This window comes from Mycobacterium montefiorense, assembly GCF_025823255.1.
Classification (GTDB): Bacteria; Actinomycetota; Actinomycetes; order Mycobacteriales; family Mycobacteriaceae; genus Mycobacterium; species Mycobacterium montefiorense.
The window spans coordinates 346,314-363,531 of record NZ_JACKVL010000006.1 but is presented as its reverse complement, the minus strand read 5'-3'; the positions used below and the strand labels follow the sequence as shown (position 1 = coordinate 363,531).

16 protein-coding genes are annotated in these 17,218 nt (G+C 62.9%); 7 read left to right on the top strand and 9 right to left on the bottom strand.

Translation table 11 applies throughout. The annotated features are described in order from the left end of the window. Position 1: 1 nt before the first annotated feature. Together H7K34_RS03510 and H7K34_RS03505 are read right to left on the bottom strand one after the other, a co-directional pair. Positions 2–1,177: a glycosyltransferase gene (locus tag H7K34_RS03510; RefSeq protein WP_264059966.1), complete on the bottom strand. Its 1,176-nt coding sequence runs from the start codon at positions 1,175–1,177 to the stop codon at positions 2–4. Between the two features lie 91 nt (positions 1,178–1,268). Next, positions 1,269–1,910 (bottom strand): cutinase family protein, encoded by a 642-nt coding sequence (locus H7K34_RS03505; RefSeq protein WP_264059963.1) that lies wholly within the window; start codon positions 1,908–1,910, stop codon positions 1,269–1,271. Between the two features lie 193 nt (positions 1,911–2,103). On the opposite strand from H7K34_RS03505, the gene H7K34_RS03500 reads away from it, so the two are divergent. Together H7K34_RS03500 and zwf are read left to right on the top strand one after the other, a co-directional pair. Continuing rightward, positions 2,104–2,961: an LLM class F420-dependent oxidoreductase gene (locus H7K34_RS03500; protein ID WP_264059961.1), complete on the top strand. Its 858-nt coding sequence runs from the start codon at positions 2,104–2,106 to the stop codon at positions 2,959–2,961. 75 nt (positions 2,962–3,036) lie between these two features. Further along, a complete protein-coding gene (gene zwf, locus H7K34_RS03495; RefSeq protein WP_108923835.1) occupies positions 3,037–4,542 on the top strand; it encodes a glucose-6-phosphate dehydrogenase in 1,506 nt (501 codons plus the stop codon). On the opposite strand, the gene H7K34_RS03490 is transcribed toward zwf, so the two are convergent. Next, the gene (locus H7K34_RS03490; RefSeq protein ID WP_264059955.1) at positions 4,543–6,177 is read right to left on the bottom strand and encodes an L-lactate permease; all 1,635 of its coding nucleotides are present in this window, start codon (positions 6,175–6,177) and stop codon (positions 4,543–4,545) included. A gap of 191 nt (positions 6,178–6,368) precedes the next feature. On the opposite strand from H7K34_RS03490, the gene H7K34_RS03485 reads away from it, so the two are divergent. Continuing rightward, the gene (locus tag H7K34_RS03485) at positions 6,369–6,812 is read left to right on the top strand and encodes a limonene-1,2-epoxide hydrolase family protein (protein WP_264059951.1); all 444 of its coding nucleotides are present in this window, start codon (positions 6,369–6,371) and stop codon (positions 6,810–6,812) included. A 121-nt stretch (positions 6,813–6,933) separates the two neighbouring features. Here the strand turns inward: H7K34_RS03485 and H7K34_RS03480 are convergent, their stop codons facing one another. Continuing rightward, on the bottom strand, positions 6,934–7,206 hold the full coding sequence (locus tag H7K34_RS03480) for a carboxymuconolactone decarboxylase family protein (protein WP_264059949.1): 273 nt from the start codon (positions 7,204–7,206) through the stop codon (positions 6,934–6,936). A 323-nt stretch (positions 7,207–7,529) separates the two neighbouring features. Beyond that, positions 7,530–8,441: an MBL fold metallo-hydrolase gene (locus tag H7K34_RS03475; RefSeq protein ID WP_264059947.1), complete on the bottom strand. Its 912-nt coding sequence runs from the start codon at positions 8,439–8,441 to the stop codon at positions 7,530–7,532. 323 nt (positions 8,442–8,764) lie between these two features. Here H7K34_RS03475 and H7K34_RS03470 point away from each other — a divergent pair, with 323 nt between their 5' ends. After that, positions 8,765–9,595 carry a class I SAM-dependent methyltransferase gene (locus H7K34_RS03470; RefSeq protein ID WP_264059945.1) on the top strand — a complete coding sequence of 277 codons (831 nt, stop codon included), beginning with the start codon at positions 8,765–8,767 and terminating at the stop codon, positions 9,593–9,595. 41 nt (positions 9,596–9,636) lie between these two features. Here the strand turns inward: H7K34_RS03470 and H7K34_RS03465 are convergent, their stop codons facing one another. Beyond that, entirely contained in the window at positions 9,637–10,512 is an 876-nt protein-coding gene (locus tag H7K34_RS03465; protein ID WP_264059943.1) for an alpha/beta fold hydrolase, read from the bottom strand. A 237-nt stretch (positions 10,513–10,749) separates the two neighbouring features. Between H7K34_RS03465 and H7K34_RS03460 the strand changes: the two genes are divergently transcribed. Further along, the gene (locus H7K34_RS03460; RefSeq protein ID WP_264059941.1) at positions 10,750–11,418 is read left to right on the top strand and encodes a hypothetical protein; all 669 of its coding nucleotides are present in this window, start codon (positions 10,750–10,752) and stop codon (positions 11,416–11,418) included. 92 nt (positions 11,419–11,510) lie between these two features. Here H7K34_RS03460 and H7K34_RS03455 read toward each other — a convergent pair whose 3' ends face one another. The 3 genes from H7K34_RS03455 to H7K34_RS03445 all read right to left on the bottom strand — a co-directional run bounded on the left by H7K34_RS03455 (position 11,511) and on the right by H7K34_RS03445 (position 15,065). Continuing rightward, positions 11,511–12,077 (bottom strand): FKBP-type peptidyl-prolyl cis-trans isomerase, encoded by a 567-nt coding sequence (locus H7K34_RS03455; protein WP_264059938.1) that lies wholly within the window; start codon positions 12,075–12,077, stop codon positions 11,511–11,513. Between the two features lie 76 nt (positions 12,078–12,153). Continuing rightward, positions 12,154–13,671, bottom strand: a complete 1,518-nt coding sequence (locus tag H7K34_RS03450) for a wax ester/triacylglycerol synthase family O-acyltransferase (protein WP_264059936.1) — start codon at positions 13,669–13,671, stop codon at positions 12,154–12,156. Further along, positions 13,647–15,065 carry an amidase gene (locus H7K34_RS03445; protein ID WP_264059929.1) on the bottom strand — a complete coding sequence of 473 codons (1,419 nt, stop codon included), beginning with the start codon at positions 15,063–15,065 and terminating at the stop codon, positions 13,647–13,649. The genes H7K34_RS03450 and H7K34_RS03445 overlap by 25 nt, the downstream gene beginning before the upstream one ends. Positions 15,066–15,440: 375 nt before the next feature. Here H7K34_RS03445 and H7K34_RS03440 point away from each other — a divergent pair, with 375 nt between their 5' ends. After that, positions 15,441–16,094, top strand: a complete 654-nt coding sequence (locus H7K34_RS03440) for a rhomboid-like protein (protein ID WP_372510675.1) — start codon at positions 15,441–15,443, stop codon at positions 16,092–16,094. Positions 16,095–17,047: 953 nt separating this feature from the next. After that, a partial coding sequence (locus tag H7K34_RS03435; protein WP_264060516.1) for a PPE domain-containing protein occupies positions 17,048–17,218 on the top strand: 171 nt, incomplete at its 3' end.

Below are 17,218 nucleotides of genomic sequence, written 5' to 3'. Positions count from 1 at the left end.
CTCATCGCGGCTGCTTGAGAGCGGCCTCTTCCAGGAGATCGACGGCGCGCGCGATGCTTTCGGCGGGCTTGGTCATCAATGCGGCAACCTCACGAGCCCGCGCGGCCAATTCCGGAGCGAGGAGGCCCTGCAGGTCCGCGATCACTGAGTCCAGGGTGCTTTCCATAAAGCCGCGTCCAGAGCCAACTTTCAGTTTTGCGACCCCGGCTGCCCAGACCGGCTGATCAAGCCAGAACCACAAAATCAGTGTGGGGACTCCGGCCCGCATGCCTGCCGCCGTCGCGCCGGCGCCGCCGTGATGGACGACCGCGCGACACAACGGAAACACGGCCGCGTGGTTCACCCCGGTCACAATCTTTACGTGATCGGGGTGCGGGACGCCGGTGACTTCATTTGGGCCGGTGCAAATCAACGCCCGCTCGCCGACGCGCGCGCTGGCCTCGCTGATCACCGCGATGGTCTCGACAGGCGATGTCAGCGGTGTGCTGCCGAAGCCGAAGTAGATCGGCGGTGCGCCAGCGGCAATCCAGGACAACACCTCGTCGTCAGCATCGCTTGGCAACCGCAGCGTCAGCGCACCGACGAACAACGGCGCAGTTTCCGGTTCCAGCCATTCGTCCACCGGCCCCGGCAAGCAGATCGCGTCATAGGCCTGGATTTCTAACCCCGGTCGCGGATCTCCGGTGAGCTCCGGCAAGCCGAGCGCGCGGCGGTGCGCGTCGTCGGTTTCCTTCATTATCTGCGGACCGAATGCACCGGAGCCCAAGATCCGCGACGGGAAGTAGTGCAACGCCCCGAGGGGAATGCCGTGATACTCCGCGATGTTGGCGGCCAGGCCCTGCTCGTTGAAGGCAGCGACCAACAGGTCGGATCCGTTTGCCAACGATGTCAGCACGGCGCTCTTCTCCGACTTGACCTGGTTGACATGCCGGGCGACCTCGGCCCACATAGTGACGGGGTTCTGGACCTTGTCGACGAAGGCCGCGGCGAAGTCCATCTGTTCCCGCGAGTCGGGACCGTACGGGACCGCGGCCAACCCTGCCGATTCGACGAAGCCCACCATGTTGGGCGCGACCGCCATCTGCACGTCGTGGCCGCGTCGCATCAGCTCGCGGCCGACGGCGGCCAGGGGCTCGACATCGCCGCGACTTCCATAGCCCGCCAGCACGCATTTCATCGACGGAACCTCACTCGCGGTGCTGCCTGTCCCGTGCACCAAATCTGTTCTGTAGGTTGCGATCCGTCGCGCGGCGCTGCGCGGGGGGCCGTTAGCGGACCCGGTCGGCCGCGTAGTTGGCTGCTTGGTCCGTCATCCCATCCTGAATGTAGGAGACATGCGCCATGATATTCCCGCCGCCGGAGCAGATCGGATCGTCGGGAGCGCACAAGCTGATGGTCTTGCCGCTGTAAACCGGGTTAATCGTGGGCAGCGGCTGGCCGCCCCACAACATGCTCGAGAATTGACTGGTCGGCTCGCCGAACAAGGCAACCGCGGCGACATGGTCAGCCACCGCAGCCGGCATCGCCTGGGTGGCAAGGTCGATCACCGTCGAACCCTGGGAGTACCCGCCGAGCACGATCTTTGTGTTGGGACAGTTGGCGACGGTGCCCTGGATGTGACCGCTCGCGTCGTTAGACCCGGCCGGCGCACTGTTGTGGTAATCGTCGTTGGCCGGGTAGTTGACCGCGTAGACCCCGACGGACTTCCCGCCGACTTTCGAAGTAAACGAGTCGGCGAACGCTTGACCGATGTTGCCCAGCCCCGGGTCCTGATGGGTACCGCGAGCGAAAACCACCTCGACGTCCGAGCAGGGATCAGCGGAGGCGGTAGGGGAGATTGGCGCGGCAGCCAGCGCCCACATCATCACTGCAGCGACGCCAACGATACGAATAAGTCTGAGTGCACTCATTCCCAAATGCTGACACACCGACCGAGACGGCTCTACCGGCGGCTCGCTTTACCCGGATGCGGACCAGATATGCTGGCACTATCAAAATGAGGTATCTGCCGACGGGAAGGAACTGCATGTTCGCACAGTTTGAGTTTGGTAACCCGGCGACGCCGTAGAGATCCGTCCTGGGGGTTCTGAAAGGCTGGGAAACGTGACCGACTCAACGACCGGGTCGAAGACCGGTGCGGTGTCCGCAGACCGGTCACGTCCGGTGCGGATAGGCGTTCAGCTGTGGGCGGGTGGAACACCGGACTACCGGACATGGCGCCAGGCGGTGTTGCACGCCGAAGAGCTAGGCGTTGACGCCATATTCGGCTACGACCACTTCCACAAACCCTTCCTCGACATGGTCGACGGCACTCCGCAACTGCAGGATGAGCAGCCCGAAGTCAACAACTTCGAGGCATGGACCGCGCTTGCATCGTGGGCCGAGATCACCAGTCGAGCCGAGATCGGACTGCTCGTCAGCGGCATGCCGTATCGCAACCCCGACCTGGTTGCGGATATGGCACGCACGGTCGATCACATCAGTGGCGGCCGATTGATCCTCGGCCTCGGGGCCGGCTGGTATCCGCAAGACTTCATTGGCTACGGCTACGAATACGGCACTGTCAGATCGAGGATGGACCAGTTCGACGAGGGCTTGCAGCGCATCGAATACCGGCTCAACCATTTGACGCCCAGCCCGCTGCGTCAGATCCCGATCCTGATCGGCGGAGGCGGGGAGCGGCGCACCATTCCCGCGGCGGCCCGACACGCCCACATCTGGCACAGCTTTGCACCCATTGACGAGTTTCGACGCAAGAACGAGCTCCTCAAACGGCTCGCAACGGACGCCGGACGCGACGAGGCCGGCATCGAACGCGCGATGGCGTGGACCGACGCCAAGTCGGCGGATGCTTTCGTCGACGCGGGCGTCACGCTGTTCACCACCAAAATCCACCCAGACGACAACGGGTATGACTTCTGTCGGCTCGAGGCGATGCTGGCCTGGCGCGGTCGCAGATGAACATCTGATTTTCCGGAGCAAGCCGATGCGAGCCCACCGCTGCGGAGATGTCGCGACAGTGGAAGTATCTCGGGAGTGGCCGCTAAGAAACCGCAGACGATCTCTTACCCGGCGCCTGACTCACGTCCGCGCCGCCACGACTACGACCCGCTCGACCCCCATGTCATCGTGTTGTTCGGCGCGACGGGGGACTTGGCCAAGCGCAAGCTGATTTCCGGCTTGGCTTATCTGGATCAATCCGAGCTCGCGCCCGATATCCAAATCGTCGCGACGTCGCTCGAAGAACTCAGCGATGACGAGTTTCGCGATATCGCGAAGAACTCAATCGACTCGTACGGCACTCACAAGCTCACACCCGAGCAGTGGGCCGACTTCGCGAAGATCGTGCACTACGTCCCGCAGGGCACCGGGCCCGAGGCCCTGGCCGCCGCGGTCGCCGAGGCCGAAAGCAATCTGGGGCCGAACGTGCGGCGACTGCACTACCTGTCGGTTCCGCCGAAAGCAGCCCGCGCCGTCATCACCACGCTGCGCGACGCGAATCTCGTCGAGCGATCCCGAGTGGTGATGGAAAAGCCGTTCGGCACCGACCTGGCCAGTGCGGTGGCCCTCAACGACTTCCTGCACGAGACATTCGACGAATCCCAGATTTTCCGGATCGACCACTTCCTGGGGAAGGAGGCGGCCCAGAACATCTTGGCGTTCCGCTTTGCCAACGGTCTGTTCGAGCCGATCTGGAACCGGAACTTCATCGACCACATCCAGATCGACATTCCCGAAACGCTCGGTCTGGACCAGCGAGCCAACTTTTACGAAAGCACCGGCGCCTACAAGGACATGGTCGTCACCCACCTGTTGCAGGTGATGGCGTTCGTGGTGATGGAACCGCCGACGGCCCTTGAGCCGTATGCGATCAGCGAAGAGAAGAACAAAGTGTTCCGCTCCATGCTGCCCGTCAAGTGTTCAGATGTGGTGCGCGGCCAGTACAGCGGGTATCGCGAAGAGAACGGTGTGGCAAGGGATTCCGATACCGAGACGTTCATCGCGCTTAAGGTCGGCGTCGACAACTGGCGGTGGGCCGGCGTGCCGATCTACCTGCGCACCGGCAAGAAGATGGCCGAAGGCATCCGCATTATCTCGATTGCGTTCAAAGAGGCTCCGCGCAGCATGTTCCCGGCAGGGTCAGGCGTGGGGACTCAGGGTCCCGACCACCTCACGTTCGATCTGGCCGACAACTCAAAGGTGTCACTGTCCTTCTACGGCAAGCGGCCCGGCCCCGGGATGAGGCTCGACAAGTTGTCGATGCAATTCTCTTCGCAGGAAATCGACACCGCGGACCAAACGCTCGAGGCATACGAGCGGCTCATTCTCGATGCGATGCGCGGCGATCACACACTATTCACCACCGCCGAGGGCATCGAATCCCTTTGGGAGCGTTCGGCAGATCTGCTCACCGACCCGCCGCCCGCCAAGGTATATCCGACCGGAACCTGGGGCCCCAACGCCATTCACCAACTGATTGCGCCCAACGCGTGGCGGTTGCCGTTCGAGCGCGGATGGCGCGAAAAATCGCACGGTCAATAGTCAGAACACCATCCACGACAGCACCGAGGCTTGCAGCCCCGACAGGGCGCAGATAAACACCAGGAACACCACGCTCCACAGGACCACGCGGCGGAAAACGTCACCCTCTTTTCCGTGCATGTCGACCGCCGCCGCGGCGATGGCCAGGTTCTGCGGGGAGATCATCTTGCCCAGCACACCGCCGCTGCTGTTGCCCGCGGCCATCAGCAGCGGTGACAGACCCGCCTTGGCAGCCGCGGTCACCTGCAGGGCGCCGAACAGAGAATTCGACGAGGTATCGGATCCGGTGACCGCTACGCCGAGCCACCCTAAAATGGGGGAGAGCAGTGCGAAAGCACCGCCCGCCCCCGCCATCCACGCGCCAAGGGTAATGGTCTGTCCGGAGGCGTTCATCACGAAAGCCAGTGCCAGCACTACCATTACAGTGAGGATGGCCCATCGGAGCTGATACAGCGTTGCCCCATAGGCCTTGACGGCCCCGGCCACCGACAGTCGCAGCACCACCATGGCGACGACGCCCGCTAGCAGCATCTGCGTGCCCGGAGTGGTCAGCAGATTGAAGGTGAAGTTCGGCAGCGTCGACGGGCTGCCCTTGGCCGTGTACAAGTGCAGTCCCGGCCAGTGCACGGTATAGGTCGCGTGTTCGAGAAATTTCTTCACCGCCGGTACCTGGCAGACGACGAAAATGGCGATGATGATCGCGTAGGGCGAGTACGCGCGGGCCACCTCGATGCGCGAGTCCGGACGCCCGAGATTCGCAGCGAATTCGGGGGACAGCGTGTCAGAAGCGCCGCCCGCGACCACGGTGGCCCGCGGTGCGGATTGTTGACGCTGGACGCGCAGCAGCAACACCACGGCACCGGCGGACAGCAACGAAGCCACCACATCGGCCAGCGGCACCGACACGAAATTCGAAGTGGCGTATTGGCCGATGCCGAAAACCACGCCGGCCACCAGCGCCGCGGGCCAGGTTTCCCGAACTCCGCGCCGACCGTCGGCGATGGCCACCAGAACCAGCGGAACGAAGATGGCCAGGATCGGGGTTTGACGCCCGACCATCGCGCCGAGCGCGTCGCTGGATAATCCGGAAACCTTGCCGAGCGTGATAATCGGTGTGGCCATCGCCCCGTAGGCGACCGGTGCGGTATTGGCAACCAGCGCGAGGACAGCCGCCTTGAGCGGTTTGAATCCCAGGGCGAGCAGCATCACCGAGGTGACCGCCACGGGCGCACCGAATCCGGCCAAGGCTTCCAGTAGAGCGCCGAACGAAAACGCGATGATGATCGCTTGGATGCGGTGGTCGTCGCTGACACTCGCGAAACTGCGCCGCAGCACATCGAAATGCCCTGTCTGCACAGTCATCTGGTAGACCCAGATCGCGTTGATCACGATCCAGAGAATCGGGAAGAATCCGAACACGGCACCCTCGCCGCCCGCCAGCAGCGTCTGGCCAATGGGCATGCGATACACGGCAACCGCGATCGCGATCGCGACGGCCAGCGATAGCAGTGAGGCCCGCCACGCCCGCACACGCAAAACCCCAAGCATCAGGAAGAGCATCGCCAGCGGCAGGGCGGCCACCAGGGAACTCCAGCCCAGCGAGTGGGCGACAGGGTCGAGGATCTGACGATACATATTGGGCACCTTATGGACCCCGAACGGCGCATTGTTTCTGATCCGTCGGCTGACAACCACGAATGTCTGAACGAGATTTGGAGAACCATTAAATCAATCAGTTTATTTAGGCGTAGAGTCACCACCAGCTCGCGCTCGCGCAGCCGACGGGCTGCGTTCGAAGAGACCGGTGACCAGCAAAGGAAGAGAACATGCCACCAGGCGTTGCCGCAAAAAATGCCACCGAGCAACTCGTGCTCGACTTCATCCACACCTTCTACGGGCAGAGCATCGACATCGGTGCGGCAACAGCCCTGATGACAGATGACTTCATTTGGCAGCTGCATGTGCCGCTGTCACTGGTGATCGTCGGACGCGACGCGGCGCGCGCGGAACTCGAGAAACACAACAGCCTTTCCACCGGCATGATCGACGGCAGCGAAATCCGCACGATTGTGTCGACCGGCGACACCGTCGTGGTCGAACGTGTTGACGTGAATTCCCTTGGTGGCGTGCCGGTAACGTTCCACGTGATCGCGGTCTTCGAAGTGCGCGACGGGGCGGTCAGCCACTGGCGTGAGTATTGGGACACCAGCCATGTTGCTCAGCAGATCGGCATCGACCCGGCGCACATGTTCGAACCGCTCGCCGGTTAGTCGGCGCGCAAATCACGGGCGCGCTCGGCCCAGCGACGACGGAGCCGATCAAGCACTTTTTCGGCTTCGGGGCGGGGCGCCGACGAGCAGGAACAGGAACTCGTCGCCACCGATCCTGCGATCAGCTACCGGGGAAGGCGTTGACTCCCATGACAAGCGCTGCGGTGCCACCGTAGAGATAGGCGACCTCGACCGCTTCGGTGACCTCGGCCTCCGAGGCCCCCGCGGCACGGGCGTTGTCAGCGAGCGACCTCACCCCGTCGGGATGCGCGGCGATCGTGTCCGTGATCATCCCCATCAGCAGCTTGTACTTGGCCGGAATGACACCTTCGTTGAGGATTCGTTCACGCATCCCCTGATAAGAGCCGGCGAATTGCGGGTCGCGCTGTTCCATCGCCGCAAGCCATGGCGGGCGACCGGACGGCGCTTGCGAGGCAGGCACGGGATCGGTACAGCCACTTGGCGAAACGTGGGCCGGTCCGCCATCGCCGCACCAGTCGGCGCGGCTAAGTGGTGCGACCTCGACGGCCAGACTCCCGCCGATTATCAACACAGCTGCAGCTAGTGCCGTGAATTTACCGACTAGAACCCGGGCAGGCTCAAGCACTCCGAGTTGGGGGTGAGATGTATTCGTCATGCCGGAACGGTACGCTCGCGCCGTCAGCCGCGGCAACCGAAAGCTATTGCGGCACTTAGTATAACGTCGCAGTTCCAGGCTCAGGCGGCGGCCAGGGCGAACGACGTACCTACAGCGCTGGGGACGAAAGCGTCGGGCAGTGCCGTCGCGAGCCGGACCTGGGCGCGCCATCCCGTGCAGTGCGCCGGGACGACGAGGCCGGGGGACAAGGCCACGAGCGCATCGACGGTGGGTTCGATAATCGGCTCGAATCCTGGCCCGGTCAGGTGAAATCCCCCGAGCAGGCCGTGCAACCGATCGACGCCGGTGAGCCGCATCGCGTGCCGCGCAATGTTGATGGCCCCACCGTGCCCACATCCGGTCAACACGACAAGCCCTAGTCCGCGGACATGGACGACGAGCGCCTGGTCGTCGACGATCAGGGGATCCGGCTCCCAGGCACCGTCGCGCGACACCTCGTGGAATTTCATTCCGATCTCGAAATCGGTTGTGCGGTCGATCTCACCGGTGATCAGCACGCCCCCGTCAAGCAGGATCGAGGGCTGGCGTCGCTCGATGACCTCGAAACCCTCGCACTGCAGCGAAGACTTGCTGAGCACGGGGAGTTCCCAGCCCGGACGCCCCGGCAGGGCGATCCTTCGCCGGCTCCACACGAGCGGATGCACCGTCAACGGCAGCCCGGTGCGGCCGCGCAGGCGAGCCAGACCGGCGAAGCCGCCGGCATGGTCGAAGTGGCCGTGACTCAGCACGACGGCTTCGATGTCGGCGACGTCGACACCCAATCGCTCCATGTTGGTCGCCATGCCGTCAGGTGAGACACCGGTATCGAACAGCAGCGTGCGTGAGCGGTTGCCCCGCCGCATCGTGACCAGCGCCGAGAACCCATGCTCGGCGAGCATTCCCGGGACCGTGGTGCCGCCGTCGAATTGCGCCGCTTCCACTGCCGGCGTACGGCTCATCGGCATTCGCCGCGCCGGGCCCATGTCCGTCATCAAGCCGTCGTAGCTGTTGCGACCAGAGTCGTGATCACCAACTCGTCGACCGGTTCAAGCGCAATCGGATCGACCGCCTCGCCCTCGACGACGCGGGGCGCCACCCCGCGAATATCGTTCCCACTACCGCCACACATAGTCCAGAGCATGTGCACCACGCGAACCGTAACGCCAGCATCTAACCTGGTCCATCCTGCAATGTCCAGAGAACTGCGTTCTTAGGCTTGAAGCTGAGCCGTTCGAAACGTGCTGCACTGCAACGGAACAGCCTGGCACAATTGCACATTGCGGTAGGTGCCGGAATCGATTTAGTCTCGGGAGCGATGACCTCCGGCACTCCTCACGACGCGCAGACCGGAGCCGCCGCGACTTACAACGCGGCGGCTGATGCGTTCGACGATCCGGCGAATACGTTCTGGGCTCGCTTCGGTCGCGAGACCGTCGAGCGGCTTGCCCTCGCACCCGGCCACCGGGTCTTGGACGTTTGTTGCGGCAGCGGCGCTTCGGCGATACCCGCAGCGCAGATCGTCGGGCCTCGCGGGGCGGTGGTCGGTGTCGATCTCGCTGAGCGACTGCTCGCGCTGGGACGGGCAAAGGCCGAGGCATTGGGCTTACGCAACATCGAGTTTCGCTCCGGCGACATGCTCGATCTCCGGCTAACACCCGAGGAATTCGACGCGGTCGTGTGTGTGTTCGGTGTCTTTTTCGTGCCCGATATCGACGCCGCGGTGCGGGCGTTGTGGCACCTCGTTCGCCCGGGCGGCAAGCTCGCGATCACCACCTGGGGACCACGCTTTCTCGAGCCCGCCAATACCGCTTTCTGGGATTCGATCCGCGAGGTCCGACCCGATCTCTACAAGGGCTTCAATCCGTGGGATCGCATCTGCGATCCGGCATCGTTGCGTGAAGTGATGCGTGCGGGCGGAGTGGAGCAGGCCGAGGTCGTAGCCGAATTCGGCGCACATCCGATCACGTCGCCCGAAGCCTGGTGGGCGGCGATACTGGGCTCAGGCTATCGCGGCACCGTCGAGCAGCTCTCGCCGCACGATCGCGATCGCGTGCACACGACGAACCTTAATTACGTTCGCAGTTCTGGTATCACCAGCGCCGAAACCAATGTCGTGTATGCGGTGGCCACCAAAGACGGTGGATAGGGTAGTCGAACCTGCTGGGCTGCAGATGATTTAGGACGTCGTCAGGTCTTCGAGTCAAGCAGCTCACGCAGGATCTCTTCGAAGTGGTCGACGAACATGAGGTGGCCTTCACCCGGCACGACGTGCAGGGTGGCGCCCGGGATCGCTGCGGCCTGACGCCGTGCGTGGGCCACAGGGACGTTCACGTCGACGTCGCCCTGCCACACCTGCACGGGTACGTTGATGTCCTCGAGCCGAAAGCCCCAGTCACGAGCGAAGAGTCGGAAATCTTGCGCCGCAGCGCGGCCCGCAGTAGGGGATGCGTCTGCCAGCATGCTAATGAACATGCTCAGCACCTCGGGCCGCGACAGCACCCCGATGTCGACTGCCGGCATGCTGTTCATCAACAACGGCAATACCCGGTGAGGAGCTCGGCGCCCGAATAGAAAGATGAGCCCGAAAATTGCGGTATTGGCCGCGGGCACTCTCCGCCCAAGCCGGGCGAACAACCTGTTGGCTACCATCATTCCCGACTCCGACCCGGGCTCAGCGAGCGAACCGACCCCGCTGATGAGTGCGGCGGCACTGACCCGGTCGGGTAGGAAGCGGGCGCAGACCGCCGCGTGGGGCCCGCCTCCGGAGATGCCGAGGACGGCGAACCGCCGAATGCCCAAGTGGTCAGCGAGTTCGGCCACGTCGTCCGCCCACCCCGCGAACGCGCGCCGCCGTTGCCGGGTGCTGGCCCCACAGCCGGGCCGGTCCGGGACGATCATCCGGACGCCCGCAGCGTGCAGGGACGCCGATTCGACGAGGATGAGGATTTGGTGACGGGAACCGGGCGTGCCGTGGAATGCGAACACCGGATAGCCGCTGGGGTCACCCAGCTCCGCCCAGGCCAGCTCTCGTCCGTCGATCAGCTGCATGAATCGTGCATCCACAGCAACGACCCTATGCGCTGAATGTGTATTCGACTGAGCGACAAGTATTTACGGTGTAGTGACATCCCGCATTTTCAGCGGATCTTCCACAAGTTGCAGCCTTTGAACTGATAGATGACGCGTCGCAGTGACAATTCCACCGCGGCAACCTCATTGAGTATCGTCACTGCACGGTTACCGCGGTATGGATCTGATCGGCATGCAGTTGAACTGATGTTCGCCACGGGGGAAGGCAGGATGAACAAGCAGGACAAGCCATTGCTGGTCGAGTTAACGCGCGGGCCCATCCTTCCCTCCGAACTGAAACAGATGCTGGCGTTGGGAGCCCAGGATGCGAATTGCCTCATCATGACGGTGGTTTGGTCGGACAACAGTCAGGCATCAACTACCGATGTCGACCAGATCGAGCCGATCGAGGATGCCGAAGGTATCAGATCGGTGTTCGCCAAATTCCACTACAGCGACGGTTCGAACTTGACCATCTGGCTACGCCGGTACTACTGCAACATCGTCGAGGCAGTCGGAAAAATGTCGCTTCAGCGTCAATCATCGATAGCTCAATATTGGGCCAGCCTGCCTGACCGCAGCTCACTGACCTATCGCGCGGCCAACTGGCTTCGCTCCCTGCCGATTGCACTGCTCGGCGGCGCATGTACATTTTTCGCCGCCGGCTTCGTCTTTCACGGGCATCGACATTCCATGGCGCCGTGGGCGCTGCGGATAGGATTCTTGTTAATCGCTCTGTGCTCGTACCTGTTTGTGCGATCCACGCATGCCACCCGCGGGTTTTCCAAATTGGTCGTCTTGGCGCGCCGTCCCCGCAGGGATACCTGGACTGTCGTTGCCGGACTTTCGGGGATCGCAGCACTCGTTCTTAGCCTGATTGCCTATCTTTTCCCACGGTAATGAATCAGGCCTGCGGCCCCTCTGGCCGTAAGGCGTTGTAGCACAGCAGAATATGCAGCGAGCTCAGGCAATGAAGCTCACATCGTCGCTGCCTAGCCGGCGGCGCTGAGGATCTTGATCGCGAAGATGAGCGAGTCGCCGGGCCGGATTCCAGCGCTGGGCTGACCTTCGGGATAGCCATCCGCAGGGACCATCGCGACCGCGACAGTAGACCCGACCTTCTGCCCCGCGATGCCTTTTTGAAAGCCCGGCACAACTCCGGTAAGCGGGAAGTCAACCGGGGCACCCCGGTCGTAGCTGCTGTCGAACACCGAGCCGTCACGTCCGTTGACGCCCATGTAGCAGACGGAAACCTTGGCGACAGGTGAGACCACCGGTCCGTCGCCAACGTGCAGCGTGTGCACCTGGGTCTGGCTCACGCTGAACGGTGCCGTCACGGTCACGCGCGGAGCGGTCGTATCCGTGGGGCCGATGACCGCGATGCTGCCGGTGGTACCGGCCAGCGTCCAGTCAGGCGTTCCGCCGTTCGACGCTGCCGCCGTTGGGCAGGAGCCGGCCGCGGTTGCCACGCCCGTTGCACCCAGAGTCAGAACAGTTGCCGCGACACAGGACGCAAGCGCGGCCGAAGAGTACGCCGAGGAGAACTTCACGGCCGTCACGCTACAGCCAGCCTGGTTTTCCGGCACCGCGGACCCCGCTGCCCGCTGGTTTGCCCGAGCCCAGGCCTTCAGTTGGCTACGCCTGGCCTGCTGGTATTCCCGGCTCCAGGTCATCCGCCAAGACCAACCGAGACGGGGAACTCTGGTCCCACGCGCCGAACGATGCGGGGACGGCACGCGGGGCGGGTTCGCCGGCTAAGGCGAGGATTTCATCGAATCCGGCCAGCAGACACTCGGCGAATAACTCTTCGTGTCGCACGGCCGCCCGGTCATAGCGTGCGGTAATGGTGCAGATCCCACCCCTGGACAGCAGCGCCACTTCCACCGCCGTGCCGTTCAACGGACCAAGCCCGAACTGCCGCAGCACCTTTGCGCCACAAATGTAGGTGTCATGTGGGTAGACAGCAATGTTGGTCGCCAGCACATCGGAGCCGGCCGCAGAGCGGAGCATCATCTGCACCAACACCGTTGTCGGCAACATACTCAGTGCCGGCGCAACGGCGCCGATCAGGCCTTTGGCGGGCTCCTTGCGGCGCCGCGTCATCTGTGCGCGGATCTTCTGTATTCGCTCCAACGGGTCGGCCGTGCCGACCGGAGCCGCAAGGCTGACAGTGGTAAACCTGTTGCCGCCCTCGGGATCTGCTTCGGAGCGTAAATTCATCGGCACCACCATCGGCAGTTCGTTCATCGGCGAGCCGAGTGCAGAGTGGTAACGCCCCAACACAGCGCACAGGGCGGCAAGATAGACGTCGTTGATCGACCCGCCGCACGCTTTGGCCGCTGCGTCTAGATCGCAGAGCTGGAACTCGAGCGCTTCGCTGCGAGTCGCAACGCCGCGGCTGCGTAGCAACGGCGAAGGCTCGGCTGCCGGCTGAAGTATTCGCGCACTCGAACGGGCGTAGCCGAAGACGCCCGTCACCGTTGCGGCAGGGTCCCGAGCCGCGCGGGTGACCGTTGACAGCACACCCCGGACCCCTTTAAGAAAGGCGCCGGGCAGCTGATTGACCCCTTCTCGCATCAATTCGGTGGCAGACAAGTCCTGCGGGATCGGTTGTGGTGGTAGCGGTTCCGCGGGTGGGTGCCGTTCCAGGTCGAAGATGGGCACGAACATCGCCATGCTGCCGAGGCCGTCGGCGACAGCATGGCTGAGATGCAGCAGCGCCGCGGCCCTCCCGTCGGCCAGCCCCTCGACAAGCGTGGCGGTCCACAACGGCCGAGCAAGGTCCAGCGGCGACTGCAGCATCACCTCTGCCAGGTCGAACACTTCGCGCAAGGTGCCGGGTTCCGGGGCACGCACGCGTCGCACATGGAAGTCGATGTTGAAGTCCGGGTCGGTCACCCAGCGCGGCGCGGCCGTGGGCAGCGGTGGCGCGACCACTTTCTGCCGCAGCCGCAACACGCGGCGGGAGACATCTTCGGCGCGAGTCCGAAACCGCTCCCAATCCGGCGTATTGTCAAGAATTTCCACCGATATGAACCCCGAGCGCAACCGTGGGTTGGCATCACCTCGAAGCATCAGATAGTCGACCGCCGCTAATTCCGTGCGCGGCTCGCGCTGACTCTGCGGGTCTAGGCGGACTGGATTTGTCGCCACGGTTGTGCCTCCTCAAGTTCGTATGCCAATTCGAGCAGCCGAGCATCCTGCCCAATGTCGGCGGCCAGCATCATTCCCACTGGCATGCCGTCTACCGATTCGGCCAGGGGGAGCGAGATCGAGGGCTCCCCGGTGATGTTGAACTGCGGCAGAAATGCGACAAAATCGGTGAGCCGATCGATGACCTGTTGAAAGGTCGCGGTGGGGTCGAGATACCCAATTCGTGGAGTTTCCCGACTCAGCGTCGGTGTCAGCACCGCGTCGTAGTCACCGAAGAAGATGGCGCTTCGTTGCCGCAGACCTTTCAGCCGATCGATCACCCGCGGCATCCGGTGCAGATTGCGGCGGCCAAGGCGGGCCAGACCAAGCGTGAAGTTGTCCAGCTTGCGGCGGTCGACGGCGGGGCCACCCACATAGCGGCTAACCCGCACCTGCGTCATCACCAAACACGCGCAATACGAACAAAACAGTAAGAAGTCGTCGGCGAAGGACGCCGGCACCAATGGCTCATCGACTTGTTCGACGCGATGCCCGAGTTCTTCGAGTAGGGCTGCGGTCTTCAGCGCCAACTCGGAAACCCCCGTGCTACATGTCCCCACGCTCGGCCGCGTGCATACCGCGATCCGCAGGCGAGCTCGACCCGGTGCGCTGACGTCACCCACGCCCGGCAGATCTTGATTGCGGTACAGCCGCTCGGCCTCGCGGTAAAACGCCGCGGTGTCGCGAACTGATCGAGTGAGCACGCCGTTTTCGATGAGGACGATCGGCAACCGGCGCATCTGCTTGTCCATGGGCAACCGGCCACGCGAAGGCTTGAATCCAACCAACCCGTTGCACGAGGCGGGAATTCGGATCGATCCGCCGGCATCGTTGGCGTGCGCGATCGGCACCACGCCTGCCGCGACGAAAGCCGCTGAACCCGAGGATGATCCGCCCGCGGTGCAGTCCGGATTCCAGGGATTACGAACCGCGCCCAGCCGCGGGTGCTCGGTTGCCGCGTTGAACCCGAACTCCGACATGCGTGTCAGCCCCAGCGGGACCATTCCCGTCGCCAGGTATGCGCTGGCGAATTCACCGTCAGCCGCGGCGGGTCGGGGTTTCCACGCGTCGCAGCCCGCCATCGTCGGCATTCCCGCCACGGCTTCGCAGTCCTTGACGAAGGTGGGCACCCCACCCAAGAATCGCTCACCACCGGTAGTCGCGGCTCTTTCCCGCGCGCGATCGAAGGCCTGAAACGACAGCCCGTTGAGCACCGGATTTACCGCCTCGGTGCGCGCGATGGCGGCCTCAACAACCTCGGGTACCGACACTTGGCGGGATTTCAAAGCGGCGACCAGACCAACCGCGTCGTGGTAACCGAGGGCATCATCACAAAAAGCATGTACGGCATTCACCTAACGACTTCCAATCGCTCTAGGAAAACGTGAGCCCATCTTGATGTGCAAACGGTCACGACGGCCACCACGATTCGTCGCTTGGCGTGTGAGTTAGGCCTCATCACAAGCAAACAGCTAGAAGCGCAGTTCATTGACTGCCTACAGATGTTGTCAATCGACTAAATGCTTCTCCGTACTCCGAAGCAGGGACAGTGACGTCGGGGTCCCTGCCGAGTGTCAAGTGCCCAGCCCTCCTGCGTAAGAGGAAGCGCGTCATGGCGTGGTTCCTTACTAGTGGTCATCGTTAATCCAGTCAGCACAATGTGCCGAGATCGGCTTGGGTGCCGAGCTACGTTCTCGCGCAGTGAAACTGGAGGCTTACAAGGGGATGCCATGCAACATCTAGCCAACCGGATGCGGTCTTCTGGCAGATTGACCGCGTTGTGGCGATTCGTCAGCGGCGCACCGCTCACCTATCTATGGCTAATCACCTTGTTGATCACCTCCACCATCGCCCGGCACTTGACCAGGTATCAATTGCACGCCTTGCTCGTGCGCGACTCCACGAACATCTACCAGCTGGCGACCGATCCGCTCGACGTACTCTTCTCCAGCCTGCTATTCATCGATGGCCGCTTTTGGACGCCGTACTTGTTGCTGTTCACCGTGTTCCTTGCCCCAGCCGAGCACTGGCTTGGACAGATGCGTTGGCTCACAGTCGGATTGACCACGCACGTTGGTGCAACGTACTTCACCGAAGGTGTGCTGCTTCTGGCCATCCGTTATCATCAGGCTCCCGAAAAGCTGGTTGACGCTGTCGATATCGGGGTCAGTTACTTTCTTGTCGGCGTCATCGCGGTGCTGGCCTATCGCATAGCGCCGCCATGGCGTTGGGGGTACATCGCCATCTTGATCACAGTCTTCTTCGTCCCGCTGGTCATCAAGGTGGATTTCACGGCGATCGGCCATTTCTGCGCGGTCTTCATCGGGCTGTGCTTTTACCCGATGGTGCGAAAACACAGCCGGCCAACAGTTGACTCGGCATAACCTGTGTGCCGGTACCTGTTGTAGCACAGCGCAATTAGGCGCTCTGCACAGCCATCGGCCCTAAGGGTGCAGATAGTCCCACGCATCATCGTGACGCAGTTGAGTGTTGTCCAGAACCACCGAGATCACCTCCTTGCGAGATGGAGATCGCCCAGCCACGTGTGCCAGCGTAGCTTGACAACGAAGAGCACCCCCACGGCACGAACGGACAAAGATGTCGTGCAAATCAATCACCAGATGTAACAAAAACCGTTGTGCGCGTTGATAACCCGCACCTGCACAAGCGTGGGCTCAGGTGAACTTCAAAGACGACACGTCAATGCATGTGAAATTCAAAGAATTGTCGAGAAAGGTCGTTTGTCGAGGGCAAATGGGTTTTCAGCGGCTTGCCGAGACGTTTGACCTTTATCACAGAGGTAGGCGATTGACTGCCCCATTGCGCTAGAAAAGGCGTCGAGGGTTGGACGAGAACTTGGAGTCGACGACGATGACAACTGCGGCGCCCCCATGCGCAGTCGTCGACCGCGACCTCGGCAAAGCCCGAGCTAGTGGCCACCTGGGCTCGGTTATCGGCGGGCGCGTTCGAGGCGGCGTTCACCACGGCGATGCCCCCAAAGCGGCGGCGGTCGCGGTGAACACGAAATCGGGTGCGGTACATGAGCACCGTGGTCTCGTCCGGCCGACCGGGAGGTGACCGGCCCGTCCCGTAAACGCGGCCAGCTACACGTTGGTTCTTACGGTCGCGACCACAGTGGCCACAGTGGCGGAGCGCGATGGCCGCAGAGGGCCAAGGTTATGCCTTTGGCATGAGGTTTGCCTCCATAATTGATAATGACAACCGTTTTCACTTATTGTTCGGTAGTTCTGCAAGCCTTCCCAGCCCAGGAGTCGCCGATGTCGTTGCCTGCCGTAGTCATCCCGTTGGTCGCTGATCACAGGAGCGGCGTTCGCCGATGACCGCACCGATGTGGATGGCTTCTCCGCCGGAGGTGCATTCGGCGCTGCTGGGCAGCGGTCCCGGGCCGGCGTCGCTGTTTGCCGCGGCGGCCGCGTGGAGCGCGATGAGCGCCGAATACGCCGCGGCGGCAGCAGAACTCAGCAGCGTGCTGGCGTCGACGCAGGCC

What these genes read in the sequence shown, in the direction of transcription:
- H7K34_RS03510 (WP_264059966.1), bottom strand. Translation starts at nt 1,177, where the DNA reads ATGAAATGCGTGCTGGCGGGCTATGGAAGTCGCGGCGATGTCGAGCCC.
- H7K34_RS03505 (WP_264059963.1), bottom strand. Translation starts at nt 1,910, where the DNA reads ATGAGTGCACTCAGACTTATTCGTATCGTTGGCGTCGCTGCAGTGATG.
- H7K34_RS03490 (WP_264059955.1), bottom strand. Translation starts at nt 6,177, where the DNA reads ATGTATCGTCAGATCCTCGACCCTGTCGCCCACTCGCTGGGCTGGAGT.
- H7K34_RS03485 (WP_264059951.1), top strand. Translation starts at nt 6,369, where the DNA reads ATGCCACCAGGCGTTGCCGCAAAAAATGCCACCGAGCAACTCGTGCTC.
- H7K34_RS03480 (WP_264059949.1), bottom strand. Translation starts at nt 7,206, where the DNA reads ATGGAACAGCGCGACCCGCAATTCGCCGGCTCTTATCAGGGGATGCGT.
- H7K34_RS03475 (WP_264059947.1), bottom strand. Translation starts at nt 8,441, where the DNA reads ATGACGGACATGGGCCCGGCGCGGCGAATGCCGATGAGCCGTACGCCG.
- H7K34_RS03470 (WP_264059945.1), top strand. Translation starts at nt 8,765, where the DNA reads ATGACCTCCGGCACTCCTCACGACGCGCAGACCGGAGCCGCCGCGACT.
- H7K34_RS03460 (WP_264059941.1), top strand. Translation starts at nt 10,750, where the DNA reads ATGAACAAGCAGGACAAGCCATTGCTGGTCGAGTTAACGCGCGGGCCC.
- H7K34_RS03440 (WP_372510675.1), top strand. Translation starts at nt 15,441, where the DNA reads ATGCAACATCTAGCCAACCGGATGCGGTCTTCTGGCAGATTGACCGCG.